14 protein-coding genes are annotated in these 19,631 nt (G+C 70.1%); 6 read left to right on the forward strand and 8 right to left on the reverse strand.

The window, feature by feature from the left end:
- Nucleotides 1–223: 223 nt before the first annotated feature.
- A complete protein-coding gene (gene arc / locus K2224_RS24010) occupies nt 224–1,990 on the reverse strand; it encodes a proteasome ATPase (RefSeq protein WP_221908576.1) in 1,767 nt (588 codons plus the stop codon).
- A 249-nt stretch (nt 1,991–2,239) separates the two neighbouring features.
- Between arc and K2224_RS24015 the strand changes: the two genes are divergently transcribed.
- Entirely contained in the window at nt 2,240–2,533 is a 294-nt protein-coding gene (locus tag K2224_RS24015) for a ferredoxin (protein ID WP_221908577.1), read from the forward strand.
- A gap of 99 nt (nt 2,534–2,632) precedes the next feature.
- Here K2224_RS24015 and K2224_RS24020 read toward each other — a convergent pair whose 3' ends face one another.
- From K2224_RS24020 to K2224_RS24030, 3 genes are all read right to left on the reverse strand, one after another.
- Nucleotides 2,633–3,229, reverse strand: coding sequence for a hypothetical protein (locus K2224_RS24020; RefSeq protein ID WP_221908578.1), 597 nt, complete (start codon nt 3,227–3,229; stop codon nt 2,633–2,635).
- Nucleotides 3,230–3,432: 203 nt separating this feature from the next.
- Entirely contained in the window at nt 3,433–4,422 is a 990-nt protein-coding gene (locus K2224_RS24025) for a tRNA (adenine-N1)-methyltransferase (RefSeq protein WP_221908579.1), read from the reverse strand.
- A 101-nt stretch (nt 4,423–4,523) separates the two neighbouring features.
- A complete protein-coding gene (locus K2224_RS24030) occupies nt 4,524–5,828 on the reverse strand; it encodes a site-2 protease family protein (protein ID WP_221908580.1) in 1,305 nt (434 codons plus the stop codon).
- A 188-nt stretch (nt 5,829–6,016) separates the two neighbouring features.
- Between K2224_RS24030 and K2224_RS24035 the strand changes: the two genes are divergently transcribed.
- Nucleotides 6,017–6,931, forward strand: a complete 915-nt coding sequence (locus tag K2224_RS24035; protein WP_221908581.1) for a RecB family exonuclease — start codon at nt 6,017–6,019, stop codon at nt 6,929–6,931.
- Nucleotides 6,932–7,072: 141 nt separating this feature from the next.
- Entirely contained in the window at nt 7,073–7,744 is a 672-nt protein-coding gene (locus tag K2224_RS24040; protein ID WP_221908582.1) for a response regulator transcription factor, read from the forward strand.
- A 106-nt stretch (nt 7,745–7,850) separates the two neighbouring features.
- Here the strand turns inward: K2224_RS24040 and K2224_RS24045 are convergent, their stop codons facing one another.
- The 4 genes from K2224_RS24045 to metH all read right to left on the reverse strand — a co-directional run bounded on the left by K2224_RS24045 (nt 7,851) and on the right by metH (nt 16,005).
- Nucleotides 7,851–9,446 carry an ABC transporter substrate-binding protein gene (locus tag K2224_RS24045; RefSeq protein WP_221908583.1) on the reverse strand — a complete coding sequence of 532 codons (1,596 nt, stop codon included), beginning with the start codon at nt 9,444–9,446 and terminating at the stop codon, nt 7,851–7,853.
- Between the two features lie 84 nt (nt 9,447–9,530).
- Nucleotides 9,531–11,141, reverse strand: coding sequence for an ABC transporter substrate-binding protein (locus tag K2224_RS24050; RefSeq protein ID WP_221908584.1), 1,611 nt, complete (start codon nt 11,139–11,141; stop codon nt 9,531–9,533).
- 360 nt (nt 11,142–11,501) lie between these two features.
- Nucleotides 11,502–12,254, reverse strand: a complete 753-nt coding sequence (locus K2224_RS24055; RefSeq protein WP_399019485.1) for an HAD family hydrolase — start codon at nt 12,252–12,254, stop codon at nt 11,502–11,504.
- 217 nt (nt 12,255–12,471) lie between these two features.
- Nucleotides 12,472–16,005 carry a methionine synthase gene (gene metH, locus K2224_RS24060; protein WP_221908586.1) on the reverse strand — a complete coding sequence of 1,178 codons (3,534 nt, stop codon included), beginning with the start codon at nt 16,003–16,005 and terminating at the stop codon, nt 12,472–12,474.
- Between the two features lie 239 nt (nt 16,006–16,244).
- On the opposite strand from metH, the gene K2224_RS24065 reads away from it, so the two are divergent.
- The 3 genes from K2224_RS24065 (at nt 16,245) to glpK (ending at nt 19,625) form a co-directional block, all read left to right on the forward strand.
- Nucleotides 16,245–17,009, forward strand: a complete 765-nt coding sequence (locus tag K2224_RS24065; RefSeq protein ID WP_221908587.1) for an IclR family transcriptional regulator — start codon at nt 16,245–16,247, stop codon at nt 17,007–17,009.
- A gap of 227 nt (nt 17,010–17,236) precedes the next feature.
- Nucleotides 17,237–18,025: an MIP/aquaporin family protein gene (locus K2224_RS24070; RefSeq protein WP_221908588.1), complete on the forward strand. Its 789-nt coding sequence runs from the start codon at nt 17,237–17,239 to the stop codon at nt 18,023–18,025.
- A 43-nt stretch (nt 18,026–18,068) separates the two neighbouring features.
- Nucleotides 18,069–19,625 carry a glycerol kinase GlpK gene (gene glpK, locus K2224_RS24075; RefSeq protein WP_221908589.1) on the forward strand — a complete coding sequence of 519 codons (1,557 nt, stop codon included), beginning with the start codon at nt 18,069–18,071 and terminating at the stop codon, nt 19,623–19,625.
- Nucleotides 19,626–19,631: the final 6 nt, after the last annotated feature.

The raw sequence follows: 19,631 nt of genomic DNA on the forward strand, positions 1-19,631 counted from the left end.
CGCTGCGCTTCCGGTCCGTGTCCGGCCCCCGCGCCCGCACAGTGGGACGCAGCGGTACCGAAGAGCCTAGAACGCCTTTGCGGCGCTGGGGAGATCATTACAGTCATTGCTCCAGTCCGGTTTTCCCTGTTCCGTCGCCGGCTCGCCGGGGCGGTGGGCCGCCCCCGGAAAAGCGTCCGGCTGCGGACGCCCCGTGCAGGACATCCGCAGCCGGCGAGCGGTGTTACAGGTATTGGCCGGTATTCGCCACCGTGTCGATGGAGCGGCCGGTGTCCGCGCCCTGCTTTCCGGTGACGAGGGTGCGGATGTAGACGATCCGCTCGCCCTTCTTTCCGGAGATCCGGGCCCAGTCGTCCGGGTTGGTGGTGTTGGGCAGGTCCTCGTTCTCCTTGAACTCGTCCACGCATGCCTGGAGGAGGTGGGAGACTCGCAGACCTTTCTGATTGTGTTCGAGGAATGCCTTGATGGCCATCTTCTTTGCGCGGCCCACGATGTTTTCGATCATCGCGCCGGAGTTGAAGTCCTTGAAGTAGAGGACTTCCTTGTCACCATTGGCGTAGGTGACCTCCAGGAAGCGGTTTTCCTCGGATTCCGCGTACATCTGCTCGACGACCGACTGGATCATTCCGCTGACCGCCGCCTTGCGGGAATTTCCGTGTTCGGCGAGATCGTCGGAGTGCAGCGGGAGGTTTTCCGTGAGGTACTTCGAGAAGATGTCCTTGGCGGCCTCCGCGTCCGGACGCTCGATCTTGATCTTCACGTCGAGGCGGCCGGGACGCAGGATCGCCGGGTCGATCATGTCCTCGCGGTTCGAGGCGCCGATGACGATGACGTTCTCCAGGCCCTCCACGCCGTCGATCTCGGAGAGCAGCTGGGGGACGATGGTGTTCTCCACGTCCGAGCTGACGCCGGATCCGCGGGTGCGGAAGAGGGAGTCCATCTCGTCGAAGAAGACGATGACGGGCGTGCCCTCGCTCGCCTTCTCCCGGGCGCGTTGGAAGACCAGGCGGATGTGCCGCTCGGTTTCGCCGACGTACTTGTTGAGGAGTTCGGGGCCCTTGATGTTCAGGAAGAAGCTCTTCCCGGCGGGCTGGCCGGTGACCTCGGCGACCTTCTTGGCAAGGGAGTTGGCGACCGCCTTGGCGATGAGGGTCTTGCCGCACCCGGGCGGGCCGTAGAGCAAGACGCCCTTGGGCGGCCGGAGTTCGTGCTCCTTGAAGAGGTCCGGGTAGAGGTAGGGGAGCTCGACCGCGTCGCGGATCTGCTCGATCTGGCCGCTCAGACCACCGATCTTGGTGTAGTCGATGTCCGGGACCTCTTCGAGGACCAGCTCCTCGACCTCGCTCTTGGGGATGACCTCGTAGACGTAGCCGGAGCGGGAGTCGAGGAGCAGGGCGTCGCCGGGGCGGATGGTGATGTCCAGCAGCGGCTCGGCGAGCCGCACCACCCGCTCCTCGTCGGTGTGCCCGATGACCAGCGCGCGCTCGCCGTCCTCCAGGATCTCCTTGAGGGTGACGATGTCGCCGGCGCTCTCGAACTCCATGGCCGCGACCACGTTGAGTGCTTCGTTGAGCATCACTTCTTGGCCGCGCCGGAGGTCCTCGGCCTCGACGCTGGGGCTGACGTTCACCCGGAGCTTGCGGCCCCCGGTGAAGATGTCGACGGTGCCGTCGTCGTTCGCGCGCAGGAAGACACCGAAGCCGGCGGGCGGCTGTGCGAGCCGGTCGACCTCTTCTTTGAGGGCGACGATCTGGTCGCGGGCCTCGCGGAGCGTGTTGGCGAGGCGTTCGTTCTGGGCGGAGACGCCGGCCAGGTTGGTCTGCAGCTCGACGATCCGCTCTTCGAGAATCCTCGTGTGCCGCGGAGAGTCGGCGAGCTTGCGTCGCAGGACGGCGATCTCCTGCTCAAGATAGGCAACCTGACCGGCTGGATCTTCAGACCCGCGCCCCGGCCGGATGCCGCGGTTGATGTCGTCGTCGTGGGCTGCCACGGTCCTCACCTCCTCCAAGGAGCTGGACGCTTCCAGACCCTACCTGGGCCGGTGCAGGTTGAAACCCCTAGATCGAAAAGACTGTCGGGGTGTGTCCGATCTTCACCCTTGCGCACGTCCTCACGCCAGGGGAATACCCACCCAACAACATCGGAAAGCGACCGGTTGTATCGTCGAGTCGGTCAACACCCGTCAGGGCTGGCGCCACTTAGACAAAAACGGTTCACGTACGCAGGAACGGCAGGCGAGATGACCGCGCAGGACGAAGCACCGGAGCTGGAAGTCTGGATCGACCAGGACCTGTGCACCGGGGACGGGATCTGCGCGCAGTACGCGCCGGAGGTCTTCGAGCTGGACATCGACGGCCTGGCCTATGTCAAGAGCCCCGACGACGAGCTGCTGCAGGAGAAGGGCGCCACAACGCGCGTCCCGTTGCCGCTGCTCAACGACGTGCGGGACTCGGCCAAGGAGTGCCCCGGCGAGTGCATCCACGTGCGCAGGGTCACGGATCTCGTCGAGGTCTACGGGCCGGACGCGGAGTGACGGGCCGCGCCCGCGCCGTGGACGCCGCGCGGACGCGGCGTGGATACGACGTAGGCGCGGCGTAGCGGAACAGCGGACGCACGCACGGCGTGTGAGGGGTCAGACACCGTCAGTTGCAGTATCGGCGGGGAGTTCGCTCTGGACGAACTTCCCGCCTTGCCATTGCCACTTGATGGTCTTGTGCACGTCCGGCATGTAGCGCGGCACGTCGGGTGAGGAGTAGCCCTGGACGGTCGCTGAGACGACGCGGGCGTCGAGGGTGATGTCCTGGACGGAGAGGCGCTGGGAGGGCGCCAGGAGGGTCGCCACGACGCGCGGCGCGGCCGTGGGGTCGGTGGGGTCGGAGGGCCGGGCGAGGACGTAGACACCGCTGGGCGGGGTGCCGGCCTCGCTGTGGCAGCGCACCACGGCGACGGTCTGGGTGCCACCGGTGCCGTCGAGGTCGCCGGAGACCTTGCGGACCACGTCGAGGCGGTTGGGGCCGCAGTTCACCGGGAAGACGACCCGGCTCGGGTCGGGGGCGGCGGGGACGGGGGCGGCCTCGGCGGACGACGGGCCGGTGGTCGTGGCGAGGGCGCCGGTGGGTTGCAGGAGGGACGAGACCGCGATCACCGCCGAGATGGCGGTGGCGGTGGCGAGCCAGTGGATGGGGTGGGGCTGGGTGTGCAACAGGTCCTGGCCTGCCAAGGGCTGCACGTGGGGTAACTCCTGTGAGGTGCTGTGGCGGTGGGAGTGCCCAGCATCGTTCCACAGCGGGCGGCGGCAAGGAACCGGCGGGGACGGAGTTTGCGGAGTTTTCCGCGACCTCCCGCAGGGGCGACGAAGCGGCGCCGCCGACGGTTCCCGCGAAGCGGAACTCGTCGGCGGCGCCGGTCGGTTCGGTGGCCTGCCGGGTGGCGTCAGCCGTGCTCGGGCGAGCCGTCGGCGAGGTCGGCGGTCAGGTCGGCCGCGGCGGTGCCGTCGGGCTTGCCGGCGGTGGGCTTCTCCCGGCCGCCCTGGGGGGTTCCGCCGCCCGGTCCGGTGTAGTCCTCGCCGTAGGCGCCCTTGGCGGGCCGGCGGCGGCGCAGCGGGGGCTCGACGCCGTCTGCCAGGCGGCGGGCGGTCAGCAGGAAGCCGGTGTGGCCGATCATGCGGTGGTCGGGGCGGACGGCGAGGCCCTCGACGTGCCAGGTGCGGACCATGGTCTCCCAGGCCGACGGCTCGTTGAAGGTGCCGTGTTCGCGGATCGCCTCCACGGTGCGGGCCAGCTGCGTCGTCGTCGCCACGTAGGCGCAGAGGATGCCGCCGGGCACCAGGGCCTTGGAGACGGCCTCCAGGCACTCCCAGGGGGCGAGCATGTCCAGGATGACGCGGTCGACGTCGGTGTCGGAGAGGTTGTCCTGGAGGTCGCCGACGGTGAGCGTCCAGGCGGGGTGCGGGCCGCCGAAGTAGCGCTCCACGTTCTGGGTGGCGATCTCGGCGAAGTCGGCGCGGCGCTCGTAGGAGTGCAGCATGCCGTCGTCGCCGATGGCGCGCAGCAGGAAGCTGCTGAGCGAGCCGGAGCCCACCCCCGCCTCGACGACGCGGGCGCCGGGGAAGATGTCGGCCATCGCCAGGATCTGCCCCGCGTCCTTGGGGTAGACCACGGCGGCACCGCGGGGCATGGACAGGACGTAGTCGGGGAGCAGGGGACGCAGCGCGAGGTAGGCGACGTTTCCGGTGGTACGGACAACACTGCCCTCGGGCGCGCCGATCAGCTCGTCGTGGGGGAAGGCTCCCTTGTGGGTGTGGAAGCTCTTGCCCTCTTCGAGCGTGAAGGTGTAGTGGCGTCCCTTGGGGTCGGTGAGCTGGACCTGGTCCCCGACCTTGAAGGGCCCGCGACGGCGGGCGGCACCGGTCGGTTCGGACATGTGACCAGCCTACCGGCCGTTTGGCGTGCGCCGTACCACGGGCGGCCGGGCGGCCCGGAGAAGAGGCCCGTCGGACGGGGGCGGGCCCTCCGGGCGGCCGGTCAGGGGGTGCGGGCCATGGCGGCCACGAAGGCGCGTTCCACGTCGGCTGTGGAGAGGACGCCGTAGATCTCGCCGGCGGGTTCGACGACGAGGTATTCCGTGGCGGGGGTGGCGCGGAGGTGGTCCAGGAGGTCCTCGCCGGCGAGTTCGGCGGCGACCCGCATGCCGTCCTTGAGGTCCTGGGCGAGGGTGCCGACGGCGACCCAGGGGCGGCGGTGGTCGGGGATGCCGACGATGGCGGCCTCGCGGACCAGGGCGGTGGGGAATCCCTGGCGGTCGACGACGACCAGGGCGCGGGCACCGGCGTCGTCGGCGCGGCGCAGGGCCTCGGAGAGCGGGGTGTCGCTCTCGACGGGGATGGCGCGGCGGGTGAGCGTACGGGCGGTGAGGTCGGGGAGGCGTTCGCGCAGGCGGGCCATGCGGAGGCTGTTGCCGGCACCGGTCCAGATGATGGCGGCGAGGATCGCGGCGAGCAGGGCGTCGGTGAGCGAGTCGGCGCCGCCGATCTCCTCGGGGGCGCGGCCGAGGGCGCCGGTGTGGGTGAGCAGCGGCAGACCGATGAGGACGGTGACGGCCAGTGCGCGGCCGACCCAGGCGGCGGCGATGGTGCCGCTCATCGGCTTGCCGGTGAGCTTCCAGACGACGGCGCGCAGCATCCGGCCGCCGTCCAGCGGGAGGCCGGGGAGGAGGTTGAAGACGGCGACGATGAGGTTGGAGATCATCAGGCCGGCGAGCAGGACGCCGGGGACCGTGCCGGGCTCGACGACCTTCATGCCGGCGTAGAAGACGCCGGCGAGGACGAGGGAGAGCAGCGGGCCGACGAAGGCCAGGACGAACTCCCGGCCGGGGGTCTCGGTCTCCTTCTCTATCTCGGAGACGCCGCCGAAGAACTGCAGCTGGATGCGGCGCACGGGGAGCCGGAAGCGCAGCGCGGCGACGGTGTGGGCGAGTTCGTGGACGAGCACGGAGGCGTAGAAGGCGACCGCGAAGAAGAGGGAGACGAGGTAGCGGGCGGCGCCGAGCTCGGGGAGGACCCGCTCCAGCTGGCCGCCGAAGACCCAGGTGATCAGGGCGGCGACGAGGAACCAGCTGGGCGCGACGTAGACGGGCACGCCGAAGGGGCGGCCCATGAGGATGCCGCCGCCGGGGGCCTTGCGCTCGGGGCGGCCCCGTCCGGTGCCCTGGGGGCGGGCCGGCGCGGCCGGTGGCTGCGTCCGGGGTCCGTCGGGGGCGTGCTCCGTCGGCCGCGGCGGCCGGTCCTGCCCGGACTCCTGGGGGTCCTGCGGCTTCCCGCTCTCGTCCACGGCGTCCCCTCGTCGATACGGCTTCGGCACCTGCACTGTCTGACAACTCGATCATGCAGGGCAAAGGTGCCCGACGTCGATGGTATGCGGAGCTTCCGGCCGCGAGCCGACGCGGGGGCGGCCGGGCGCGGGCTCACGGCCGGTGACGCTTCGGCGATTGTCAGTGGCGGGCCGTAGGGTTCGGTGGCATGGGATGGAGCACGGAGAAGACCGAGGCGGCGGCGCCGGGCAGCGGGCCGGCGGCGGCCGCGGTGCCGGCGCAGGGCGGGGAGCCGGCGCGGGGCGGGGCGCAGCCGCCGGTGGCGTTGTCGCCGTCGCGGGCGAGCGATTTCATGCAGTGCCCGCTGCTCTACCGCTTCCGCGTGATCGACCGGCTGCCGGAGAAGCCGAGTCCGGCGGCGACCCGGGGCACGGTGGTGCACTCGGTGCTGGAGCGGCTCTTCGACGCCCCCGCGGTGGAGCGCACGGCCGCCGGGGCCCGCGCGCTGGTGCCGGTCGAGTGGGAGAAGCTGCTGGCCAAGCGCCCGGAGTTGGCCGAGCTGTTCGCGCAGGACGCGGACGGGGCGCAGTTGGCGCAGTGGCTGGCGGAGGCCGAGGCGCTGGTGGAGCGGTGGTTCACGCTGGAGGATCCGACGCGGCTGGAGCCGGCCGACCGTGAGCTGTATGTGGAGACGGTGCTGGATTCCGGGCTGCGGCTGCGGGGGTTCATCGACCGGGTCGATGTGGCGCCCACGGGCGAGGTCCGGCTGGTGGACTACAAGACCGGCAAGGCGCCGCGGCCGCAGTTCGCCGAGGGCGCGCTGTTCCAGATGAAGTTCTACGCGCTGGTGATGTGGCGGTTGCGGGGTGTGGTGCCGCGCCGGCTCCAACTGGTGTATCTGGGCAGCGGCGAGGTGCTGACGTACGACCCGGACGAGCGTGATCTGCGGGGCGTGGAGCGGAAGTTGCTGGCGCTGTGGGAGGCGATCCGGCAGGCGACGGAGTCCGGCGACTGGCGCCCGCGGCCGACGAAGCTGTGCGGTTGGTGCGACCACCAGGCGCACTGCCCCGAGTTCGGCGGCACTCCCCCGGTGTACCCGTTGCCGGTGGCCGGCGGGGGCTGACCGGGCCGGGGGTCCGGGGGTTGGCCCGGGGGCGCCCCCGGGGGGCGGCGGTGCCTACGGTGTGCCCGGCGGACGGTGGGGGTGGTCCGCAGGGCAGAATGGAGCGGACCGAGGAGATCCCGCCCCGCCGAAGGAGAGCTTGTGGCCATTCGCGTCCTGCTGGTCGACGACCAGCCCCTGCTGCGTACGGGTTTCCGGATGATTCTGGAGGCCGAGCAGGATCTGGCGGTCGTCGGCGAGGCGGGCGACGGGCTCCAGGCGCTGGAGCAGGTGCGGGCGCTGCAGCCCGACGTGGTCCTGATGGACATCCGGATGCCACGGATGGACGGCGTCGAGGCGACCCGGCAGATCACCGGCCCGGCGAAGGACGGTCCGGCGAAGGTGCTGGTGCTGACGACGTTCGACCTGGACGAGTACGTCGTCGAGGCGTTGCGGGCCGGGGCCAGCGGCTTCCTGCTGAAGGACGCCCCGGCCGATGAACTGGTGCAGGCGATCCGGGTGGTGGCGGCGGGCGAGGCGATGCTCGCGCCGAGCATCACCCGGCGGCTGCTGGACAAGTACGCCGGGCATCTGCCGTCGGGCGAGGAGCAGGTGCCGGACACCCTCCACACGCTCACCGAGCGGGAGGTGGAGGTCCTGAAGCTGGTGGCCCGCGGGTTGTCCAACGCGGAGATCGCGGCGGACCTGTTCGTCAGCGAGACGACGGTCAAGACGCACGTCGGGCATGTGCTGACGAAGCTGGGGCTGCGGGACCGCGTGCAGGCGGCGGTGTACGCGTACGAGAGCGGGCTGGTGCGGCCGGGCGCCCAGTAGGGGCGGCGCGGCGGCCGATGCGGCGGCGGGGCCGGTCCGGGATCGTCCCGGTCCGGCCCCGCCGTCGTGGTCCTCTGCCGTCGTGGTGCTCGCCGGTCCGGCCGGCTCAGGCCTCGGCGGACTTGCTGATCTCCCAGAAGCGGAAGACGGTCGAGGAGTCCAGGGTCCATTCCAGGCCGGAGACTCCCCGGCGGGCGACCGCGTACTGCTTGCCCTGCCAGATCGGGATGACCGGCAGGTCCTTGGCGATGATGTCCTGCAGCTCGCGGAAGGCGGCCTTGGTGGCACCGCGGTTGGGCTGGTCGGCGGTCTCCGGCAGCAGCCGGCCGGTGATCTCCGGCGAGCTGTAGTGGTTGGCCAGCACGCTGTCCTTGCCGAAGAACGGCTGGGTGAAGTTGTCCGGGTCCGGGTAGTCGGGGACCCAGCCCTTGACGTAGACGCCGAAGCGGCCGGCGGCCACGCCCTGGTCGTAGTCGCCGGTGGGCACGCTGCGCACCTTGGCGTCGAACAGGCCGCTGGCGTTGAGCTGTTGGGCGATCTCCTGGACGGCGGCGACGGTGCCGGGGCCGAAGCGGTCGGGGGTGGCCCAGAGGGTGAGCGGAACCTTGCCCTGGAGGCCGGCGTCGTGCAGCGCGGCGGCGGCCTTGTCGGGCTGCGGGCGGTCGCCGTAGGTGTTGAAGAAGGCGGTGTTGTGGCCGGTGATGCCGGCCGGGACGACCGAGTAGAGGGGTTCGGCGGTGCGCTGGTAGACGTCCCGGACGAGGGTGGAGCGGTCCAGGAGGTAGGCGACGGCCTTGCGGACGCCGAGCTTGCCGGCGACCGGGTCCTTGAGGTTGAAGACCAGGTGCATGACCTCGGCGCTGCCGCCCTCGACGACCTGGGTGCCGTGTTGCTGGTCCCGGGACGCCTTGTCGAGCGCGGCGATGTCCTTCATGGCCAGACCGCGGTAGGCGAGGTCCACCTTGCCGCTTTCGACGGCCTTGCGGAGCGGCTCGGGGCCGGTGAAGAACTTCAGGGTCATCCCGGAGTTCTTGGCCTTGGCGGGGCCCTTGTAGGACGCGTTGACGGAGAACTTGGCCTGTTCGGTGCCGTAGGAGTCGAGGCTGTAGAGGCCGGAGCCGACGGCCTTGCCGTCGGTGCGCAGCCGGTCGGCGGGGTAGGCGGTGTGGTCGACGATGGAGCCGGCGCCCGAGGCGATCTTCATGGGGAAGGTGGCGTCGGGCGTCTTGAGGTGGAAGACCACGGTCTTGGCGTCCGGGGTCTCGACGTTGTCCAGGGCGGCGAACATCACGGCGGGGCCGTCCTTGTCCTTGATCCGCCGGATGCGGTCGAAGGAGAACTTGACGTCCTGTGAGGTGAGCTTGTCCCCGTTGCTGAAGGTCAGGCCGTCCTTGAGGGTGCAGCGGTAGACCTTGCTGTCGGAGCCGGTGAAGCCGCAGTTCTCGGCGGCCTCCGGTTCCGGGGTCGTCTGACCCTTGGGGAAGCTGAGGAGTGACTGGAAGACGTTGTTGAACAGCAGCCAGGAGCCGGGGTCGTAGCCCGAGGCTGGGTCGGTGGCCTTGACCTTGTCGGTCGTGCCCATGACGACGGGCTCGCCGTGGCCGGACGACTGCGAGGTGTCCGTGCCGCATCCGGCGACCGCGAGCAGGACTGTCGCCAGCCCGGCTCCGATCGGGGCGGACAGCCACTGGTCACGCTTCACTCGGTGGTTCCTCACGTTCTGGTGGAGCCGGTCGGGCCGCGGCGGGGTGCCGTGGCGGAGGACGGTGCCGGGAGGTGCGCGCGGTCAGCTGGAGACACCGCGGCCCAGCTCCCAGAGCTGCAGCGCCGAGGAGGAGTTGAGCGCCCACTCGACGCCGGTGATGTTGTCGCGGGCGGCGACGTACTGCTTGCTCTGCCACAGCGGGAGGAAGGGCACGTCGTCGGCGAGGATGTCCTGGGCCTGCTTGAAGCCGGCCCCGGCGGCGTTGCGGTCGGTCTGCTGTCGGGTGGTGGGGATCAGTTGCGACTCGATCTTGTCGTTGCGGTAGGGGGAGTTGAGGAAGTTCCCCTTGCCGACGAACGGCGCGATGTAGTTGTCCGCGTCGGGGATGTCGGCGAACCATCCCATGCCGTACGCGGTGTACTTGCCGCTGGAGGCGTCGGTGCGGAACTGCTGCCAGCGGTCGATGCCCTTGATGCTGACGTCGAACAGCTTGGTGCTGTTGAGCTGCTTCTGGAGGGCGGCGAACTCCTTGGCCGTGTTGGGGCCGTAGTGGTACTTGCTGTAGGTCAGGGTGAACTTCACCGGGGTGGTGATGTTCGCCTGCTGCAGGGTCTGCTTGGCGGCGGCGACGTCGGGGGTGCTGCCGTACTTGGTGTAGAAGGAGTTGATGTGCCCGGAGAGGCCGGTGGGGACGAGCGAGTAGAGCGGGTCGCCGGTGTAGGAGTAGACGTCGCGCATCAGCTGGGAGCGGTTGACGACCTGTGCGACCGCCTGGCGGACGGCCTTGTTGGAGACGGCCGGGTCCTTGGTGTTGAAGGCGATGTAGCGGATCTCCTGGCCGGGCATCTCCTGGAGCACCAGGTGCTTGTCCTGGGAGTTCTGCAGGCCCTGGACCTGGGCGGGCGTCAGGCCGCGGGTCAGCAGGTCGATGTCGCCCTTGCGGAGGGCGGCCTCCATGTCCGCGGGGTCGTCGAAGAACCGCATCTCGACGGAGTCGTTCTTCACCGGCAACCCGCCCTTGTACTCGGGGTTCTTGGTGAAGACGGCCTTGGTGAGGCGGTCGCCGCTGTGCTCGGTCTTGACGGTGTACGGACCCGAGCCGGCCGTCTCCCAGCCCTTGTAGAGGCTGTTCTTGGGGTACACCTGGCTGTCGACGATGGCCGCGGCGGGGGTCGCGAGCTTCTGCGGGAAGGTGGCGTCCGGCTTGGTGAGGTGGAAGACCACCTCGCGGTTGCTGGGCGTCTCCACCCGGTCGATGTCGTCGAGCAGCGACACCGGGCCGTTGGTGTAGTTGATGGTCCGCATCCGGTCGATGGAGAACTTCACGTCCTGTGCGGTCAGGTCGTGGCCGTTGGAGAACTTCAGACCGCTGCGCAGCGTGCAGCGGTACTGCTCGTTCTGGGTGTCCCGGAAGCCGCAGGACTCGGCGGCCTCGGGCACCACGGCGGTGCCGGTGCGGGGCAGTCGCATCAGCGTCTGGAAGGTGCTGCGCAACACGTTCCAGGCGTCGACGTCGTACGCCTGCGCGGGATCCAGCGGTGCGGGGGCCGCCTTGGTGGCCTCGATCTGCGAGGCGACGCCGACGACGATCGGCGAGCCGCCCGAGCCCGCGCCGTCGCCGTTGCCGCAAGCGGCGAGAGCCGGGGCGAGGAGACCGGCCAGCGCCGGTAGCACCAGGGTCTTGCGATTCATCGTCGACAGGTTCCTTATCAGCGCAGAGGTGTTGCTCGCGTCGAGATTAGTAGGCACCGCCAGCGGCTCATCGACGCACGGAAGTTACATCGATAGGGCGGTGGGATTACGGGAACGGCGTGATCGATATCCGGATGGCGGAACGTATTGCGCGTTGCCCCATCAATCCGGACACTTACCCCCGTAGAAACCACCGACGGGACCCCCTGGATCACCCGTCGAGCCCCCTGTCGACGGCCCGGCACGTGAGAAACGTCACGCACTCCAGCACCCCGTCCGCCCCCGGAATTCCCTCGGGTATTCGTCACGGAAAATAAGCGGATCGCTGCCGTGAGTTTCCGGGCAATACGCGCAGTACGCTCAGTGCACGGAACCTTTGCTTTCCGTGATGAGGGCCTGGAGAAAGGGAAGATCGACTTCTTCGAGGGAGCCGACCACGCGCCGTCCCGGGGCCGGCGGGATCGGGGTCACGGACGGCACCGCGACCACCTGGCAGCCGGCCGCCTCGCCCGCCCGCACCCCGGTGAGGGTGTCCTCGACGACGGCGCACCGGGTCGGGTCGACGCCCAGGCGGGCGGCGGCGGTCAGATACGGGTCCGGGTGCGGCTTGGTCCGCATCAGGTCGTCGCCGGCGACGGTCAGGCGGAAGTTCTCCGCGCCGAGGGAGTACAGCATCCGCTCGATGATGGTCCGGTGCGAGGCGGACACCAGCGCGGTGGGCACGCGGTGCGCGGCCAGCTCGGACAGCAGCCGGCGGGCGCCCGGCATCAGCGGGACACCGCTCCCGATCCGGGCCACGAACGCCTCGTTGAGCAGGGTGCTCAGCTCCGTCAGGCCGATGTCGGCGCCGGTCGCGCGCAGCAGGTAGCCGGCGCTGCGGGACATCGGTCCGCCGACGACGACCTCCCGGTGGCTGTCGTCGAGGACATGGCCGAGCCGGGCGAAGACCTGCGCCTCCGCCTCCCACCAGAAGCCCTCGGTGTCGACGAGGGTGCCGTCCAGATCCAGGAGGACGGCCTGGAGGGTCGCGGCTTCGGCCATGGGGGTCTCCCCTGCTCGATCGGAGTTGAGAGTTCGGGGAAGGGCGCCGACTGCGGGGATGCTGTTGGTCATCCGTCCACCTCCGTTGCAACGTCCCCGGAGGGACGAAAGGGCCGGCCGCCACCCCCGGCGGGGGACAGCGACCGGCCACTACCGGATCGACAAGTGTACGACCGTGCGCGCCGGAACGCCCGGGGAACGCGGAGGATCCGCTTCCGCGGGCGTTCCGGCCGGGCTCGCCGCACCACCGCACCTCACCACGCGCTCCGGTACGGCCCGCGGGGCCTGGTTACCGCGCGTTGAAGTACTTCGCCTCCGGGTGATGGATGACGATGGCGTCGGTGGACTGCTCCGGGTGGAGCTGGAACTCCTCGGAGAGCTGGACGCCGATCCGCTCCGGCCGGAGGAGGTCGGCGATCTTCGCGCGGTCCTCCAGGTCGGGGCAGGCGCCGTAGCCGAGCGAGAAGCGCGCGCCGCGGTACTTCAGCGCGAACATGTCCTCGACGTCCGCCGGGTCCTCGCCCCCGTAGCCGAGCTCGCCGCGCACCCGGGCGTGCCAGTACTCGGCCAGTGCCTCGGCCAACTGCACGGACAGGCCGTGGAGTTCGAGGTAGTCGCGGTAGGAGTTGGCCTCGAACAGCCCGGCGGTGGCCTCGCCGATCCGGGAGCCGACGGTGACCACCTGCAGGCCGACGACGTCGGTCTCGCCGGACTCCTCCGGGCGGAAGAAGTCGGCCAGGCACAGGCGGCGGCCGCGGCGCTGGCGGGGGAAGGTGAAGCGGGTCCGCTCGGTGCCGTCCTCGTGGAGCAGGATGAGGTCGTCGCCCTTGGAGACGCATGGGAAGTAGCCGTGGACGACGGCCGCCTCCAGGAGGTTCTCGGTCTGGAGCTTGTCCAGCCAGCCGCGCAGCCGCGGCCGGCCCTCGGTCTCCACCAGCTCCTCGTAGCTGGGGCCCTCGCCGGTGCGGGCCTGCTTCAGCCCCCACTGGCCCTTGAACAGGGCGCCCTCGTCCAGCCAGGAGGCGTAGTCGGCCAGCTGGATGCCCTTGATGACCCGGGTGCCCCAGAACGGCGGGGTGGGCACGGGGTTGTCGGTGGCGACGTCCGAGCGGACCGTGCCCTCCTCCGGCTCCGGCTCGGCGGCCTGGCCCGCGGCGCCGGCCGCTGACGTCGCGGTGCGCTTGGGCACCCGCCGCTGCTTGAGCTCGGGGAGGGTCGCGCCGGGCACGCCGCGCTTGACGGCGATCAGCGCGTCCATCAGCCGCAGGCCCTCGAAGGCGTCGCGGGCGTAGCGGACCTCGCCCTCGTAGATCTCGTGGAGGTCCTGTTCGACGTAGGCGCGGGTGAGGGCGGCGCCGCCGAGGATGACGGGGTAGTCGGCCGCCATCTTGCGCTGGTTGAGCTCCTCGAGGTTCTCCTTCATGATCACCGTGGACTTGACCAGGAGCCCGGACATGCCGATGACGTCGGCCCGGTGCTCCTCGGCGGCCTCCAGGATCGCGGAGACGGGCTGCTTGATGCCGAGGTTGACGACGTTGTAGCCGTTGTTGGACAGGATGATGTCGACGAGGTTCTTGCCGATGTCGTGGACGTCGCCGCGGACGGTGGCCAGCACGATGGTGCCCTTGCCCTCGTCGTCGGACTTCTCCATGTGCGGCTCCAGATAGGCCACCGCGGTCTTCATGACCTCGGCGGACTGGAGCACGAACGGCAGCTGCATCTGGCCGGAACCGAACAGTTCGCCGACCACTTTCATGCCGTCGAGCAGGGTCTCGTTGACGATGTCGAGGGCCGGACGCTCCGTCAGCGCCTCGGCGAGGTCGGCCTCCAGGCCGTTGCGCTCGCCGTCGATGATGCGGTGCTTGAGGCGCTCCTCCAGCGGCAGCGCGGCGAGCTCGGCGGCCTTGTCGGCCTTGAGGGACTTGGCGGTGGCGCCCTCGAAGAGCTCCATCAGCTTCTGCAGCGGGTCGTAGCCCTCGGCCCTGCGGTCGTGGATCAGGTCGAGGGCGGTGGTCACCTGCTCCTCGTCGAACCGGGCGATCGGCAGGATCTTGGAGGCGTGCACGATGGCGGAGTCCAGGCCGGCCTTGACGCACTCGTCCAGGAAGACGGAGTTGAGGACGATGCGGGCGGCCGGGTTGAGGCCGAAGGAGATGTTGGAGAGGCCGAGGGTGGTCTGGACGTCCGGGTGACGCTTCTTCAGCTCGCGGATCGCCTCGATGGTGGCGATGCCGTCCTTGCGCGACTCCTCCTGGCCGGTGCAGATGGTGAAGGTCAGGCAGTCGATGAGGATGTCGGACTCCCGCACGCCCCAGTTGCCCGTCAGGTCCTCGATCAGCCGCTCGGCGATCTCGACCTTCTTCTGCACGGTGCGGGCCTGGCCCTCCTCGTCGATGGTCAGGGCGATCAGCGCCGCGCCGTGCTCGGCGGCCAGCCGCGTGACCTTCGCGAAGCGGGACTCGGGGCCGGCGCCGTCCTCGTAGTTGACGGAGTTGATCACGGCGCGGCCGCCGAGCTTCTCCAGCCCGGCCTGGAGGACGTCGACCTCGGTGGAGTCCAGGACGATCGGCAGGGTGGAGGCGGTGGCGAACCGGCCGGCCAGCTCCTCCATGTCGGCGACGCCGTCCCGGCCGACGTAGTCGACGCAGAGGTCGAGCATGTGGGCGCCCTCGCGGATCTGGTCGCGGGCCATCTCCACGCAGTCGTCCCAGCGGCCGTCCAGCATCGCCTCGCGGAACTTCTTCGAGCCGTTGGCGTTGGTGCGCTCGCCGATCGCCAGGTAGGAGGTGTCCTGGCGGAACGGGACGGTCTGGTAGAGGGAGGCCGCGCCAGGCTCGGGGCGCGGTTCGCGGCCGGTGGGCGCGAAGCCCCGGACCCGCTCGACGACCTGGCGCAGGTGCTCGGGGGTGGTGCCGCAGCAGCCGCCCACCAGCGACAGCCCGTACTCGGCGACGAAGGTCTCCTGGGCGTCGGCCAGTTCGGCGGCGGTCAGCGGGTAGTGCGCGCCGTCCTTGCCCAGGACCGGCAGGCCGGCGTTGGGCATGCAGGACAGCGGGACGCGGGAGTGGCGGGCCAGATAGCGCAGGTGCTCGCTCATCTCGGCCGGGCCGGTGGCGCAGTTCAGGCCGATCATGTCGATGCCCAGCGGCTCCAGCGCCGTCAGCGCCGCGCCGATCTCCGAGCCCAGCAGCATCGTGCCGGTGGTCTCGACGGTGACGGAGCAGATGATGGGCAGGTGGGTGCCGGTGGCCTCCAGGGCGCGGCGGGCGCCGAGCACGGCGGCCTTGGTCTGCAGCAGGTCCTGGGTGGTCTCCACCAGCAGGGCGTCCGCGCCGCCGGCGATCATGCCCTCGGCGTTGCGCTGGTAGGCGTCGCGCAGGGTGACGTAGGCGACGTGGCCGAGAGTGGGGAGTTTGGTGCCGGGGCCCATCGAGCCGAGGACGTAGCGCTGCTGGCCGGTGGCGGCGGTGAACTCGTCGGCGACCTCGCGGGCGATCCGGGCGCCGGACTCGGACAGCTCGAAGACCCGCTCGGGGATGTCGTACTCGGCCAGCGCGGCGAAGTTGGCGCCGAAGGTGTTGGTCTCCACGCAGTCGACGCCGACCTCGAAGTACGCCTCGTGGACCGACCGGACGATGTCGGGGCGGGTGACGTTGAGGATCTCGTTGCAGCCCTCCAGCTGCTGGAAGTCCTCCATGGTCGGGTCCTGTGCCTGCAGCATCGTGCCCATGGCGCCATCGGCGACCACGACCCGTGAGGCGAGTGCTTCGCGGAGTGAGGTGACGCGGGACGAGCTGGTGGACGCGGGCGAATTCGAAGCCATGGAAGTGCTCCCGTGGTTGCGACGGCTGTCGGCTTTGCACCCCCTCCTGAAGAGGGCGCACCCGGCCAGCGTAGCTTCCGGGCCGGGACAGGTGTTCCCCGTTCCACGGCGTGGACAGCCGTTCCGGTGGTCCGACCGGTCCGTCGGCCATGATCGTCGATTGCCGGGTCCCCTCCCCATGGTCGGCATGGGCCGATATCGTTCAGCATTGTCGAACCAGATATTTCGGAGGTCGCCCGATGGCACGCACCATCCAGTCGCTGGAGCGAGCAGCCGCGATGCTGCGGCTGCTCGCAGGGGGAGAACGGCGGCTGGGCCTCTCCGACATCTCCTCCTCGCTCGGACTGGCGAAGGGCACGGCGCACGGCATCCTGCGCACCCTCCAGCAGGAGGGCTTCGTGGAGCAGGACGCCGCCTCGGGCCGCTACCAGCTCGGCGCCGAGCTGCTGCGGCTGGGCAACAGCTACCTGGACGTCCACGAGCTGCGGGCCCGCGCCCTGGTGTGGACCGACGACCTGGCCCGCTCCAGCGGGGAGAGCGTCTATCTCGGCGTCCTGCACCAGCAGGGCGTGCTGATCGTGCACCACGTCTTCCGCCCCGACGACAGCCGGCAGGTGCTGGAGGTCGGCGCGATGCAGCCGCTGCACAGCACGGCCCTGGGGAAGGTGCTGTCGGCGTACGACCCGGTGGCGCACAGCGAGGCCGTGGAGTCCGAGCGGGAGTCCTTCACCCCGCGCACGACGACCGGGCTGGCGGACTTCGAGGGGGTGCTGGACCTCACGCGGGCGCGCGGCTGGGCCGCGGACGTGGAGGAGACCTGGGAGGGCGTGGCCTCGATCGCGGCGCCGATCCACGACCGGCGGCGGATGCCGGTGGGTGCGGTGGGGGTCACCGGGGCCGTCGAGCGGGTGTGCCGCGACGGCGAACTGCGGCCGGAAATCGTCGCTGCTGTGAGGGATTGCGCACGAGCGGTCTCCCGGGACCTCGGGGCAGGACGGTTCTGACCGCTTACGCCCTAAATGTTCACCTAAGTTTTTCGCCACAGCACCCTTGACGGGGTCTAGGAGGTAAACAAAACTGCCGTTCGTCGGTCGGCATTGCCGAACACCTGACGGAAATAAGCGTTATGGTGTGGACTGCCGCGGGCCGACCAACGCCCTCTCGGAGGGTGCGGACCACCGGAGGGACCCGGGGTTCGCCTTCCCCTGGACGAAGGACAAAGGAGTCGCGGGTGTCCAGCTCCGACATCTTCATCAGCGAGACCATCGGTACCGCTGTTCTGATCTTGATGGGCGGTGGCGTGTGCGCCGCCGTCACCTTCAAGCGCTCCAAGGCGTTCAACGCCGGATGGGTCGCCATCGCCTTCGGGTGGGGCTTCGCCGTCCTCACGGGTGCCTACATCGCCGCCAAGTCCGGCGCACACCTCAACCCCGCCGTGACCATCGGTCTCGCGATCAAGGGCGCCATCGAGTGGAGCCAGGTGCCGGTGTACTTCGCCGGCGAGTTCCTCGGCGCCATGATCGGCGCGGTGCTGGTGTGGCTGGTCTACTACGGGCAGTTCCGGGCGCATCTGACCGACCCGGAGGTCCTCACCGGCCACTTCGGCGAGGAGGGCATGGTCGACCCGGCCGCCGCACCGAAGGCCGGCCCCGTGCTGGGCATCTTCTCCACCGGCCCGGAGATCCGGAACGTGGTCCAGAACCTCGTCACCGAGATCATCGCCACCGCTGTGCTCGTGCTGTCGATCCTCACCCTCGGGCTGAGCGACAACGGCAAGGGCGTGGGCGCGATCGGCACACTGCTGGTCGCCCTGGTCGTCACCGGAATCGGCCTGTCCCTGGGCGGACCGACCGGCTACGCCATCAACCCGGTCCGCGACCTCGGCCCGCGCATCGTGCACGCGCTGCTGCCGCTGCCGAACAAGGGTGGTTCCGACTGGGGCTACGCCTGGATCCCCGTGGCGGGCCCGCTGATCGGCGGGGCCATCGCCGGGGGCATCTACCAACTGGCGTTCGCCTGAGCCGCCCCGCCCACCACGCCCGCACCGACCCCTGGAGCACACCATGAGCGACACCCCCAGCACCTCCTCGCACAGCCACGGCCCCTTCATCGCGGCGATCGACCAGGGCACGACCTCCAGCCGCTGCATCGTCTTCGACCGGGACGGCCGGATCGTCTCCGTCGACCAGAAGGAACACGAGCAGATCTTCCCGAAGCCGGGCTGGGTCGAACACGATGCCGCCGAAATCTGGACCAACGTCCAGCAGGTCGTCGAGGGCGCCATCGACAAGGCCGCGCAGAGCAACCCCGGCTTCTCCCCCGACGACGTCAAGGCGATCGGCATCACCAACCAGCGCGAGACCACTCTGCTCTGGGACAAGAACACCGGCGAGCCGGTCCACAACGCCATCGTCTGGCAGGACACCCGCACCGACGCGCTCTGCCGGGAGCTGGGCCGCAACGTCGGCCAGGACCGCTTCCGCCGCGAGACCGGCCTGCCGCTGGCCTCGTACTTCGCCGGTCCGAAGATCCGCTGGCTGCTGGACAACGTCGAGGGCCTGCGCGAGCGCGCCGAGCGCGGCGAGATCCTCTTCGGCACCATGGACTCCTGGGTCATCTGGAACCTCACCGGTGGCGTCAACGGCGGCAAGCACGTCACCGACGTGACCAACGCCTCGCGCACCCTCCTGATGAACCTGCACACCCTGCAGTGGGACGAGAAGATCCTCGCCTCCCTGGACATCCCCGCCGCGCTGCTGCCCGAGATCCGGTCCTCCGCCGAGGTCTACGGCACCACCGCCGCCGGCGTCCTCCAGGGCGTGCCGGTCGCCTCCGCGCTCGGCGACCAGCAGGCCGCGCTCTTCGGCCAGACCTGCTTCGCCGAGGGCGAGGCCAAGTCCACGTACGGCACCGGCACCTTCATGCTGATGAACACCGGCAACCAGCCGGTGAACTCCTACAACGGGCTGCTGACCACGGTCGGCTACCGGATCGGCGACCAGCAGACGGTCTACGCCCTGGAAGGCTCCATCGCCGTCACCGGCTCGCTCGTCCAGTGGATGCGCGACCAGATGGGGCTGATCAACAGCGCGGCCGAGATCGAGACGCTGGCCAGCACCGTCGAGGACAACGGCGGCGCCTACTTCGTGCCGGCCTTCTCCGGCCTGTTCGCGCCCTACTGGCGCTCCGACGCCCGCGGCGTCATCGCCGGTCTGACCCGTTACGTCACCAAGGCGCACATCGCCCGTGCCGTCCTCGAGGCCACCGCCTGGCAGACCCGCGAGATCACCGACGCCATGACCAAGGACTCCGGCGTCGACCTGACCGCGCTCAAGGTCGACGGCGGAATGACCTCCAACAACCTGCTGATGCAGACCATCTCGGACTTCCTGGACGCACCCGTGGTGCGCCCGATGGTGGCCGAGACGACCTGCCTCGGCGCTGCCTACGCGGCCGGACTGGCCGTCGGCTTCTGGTCCAGCACCGACGAGCTGCGCGCCAACTGGCGCCGGGCCGCCGAGTGGACCCCCCGCATGGACGCGGCCACCCGTGACCGCGAGTACAAGAACTGGCTCAAGGCCGTTGAGCGGACCATGGGCTGGCTCGACGACGAGAGCTGACTGAGG

The organism is Streptomyces sp. BHT-5-2, assembly GCF_019774615.1.
GTDB lineage: Bacteria > Actinomycetota > Actinomycetes > Streptomycetales > Streptomycetaceae > Streptomyces.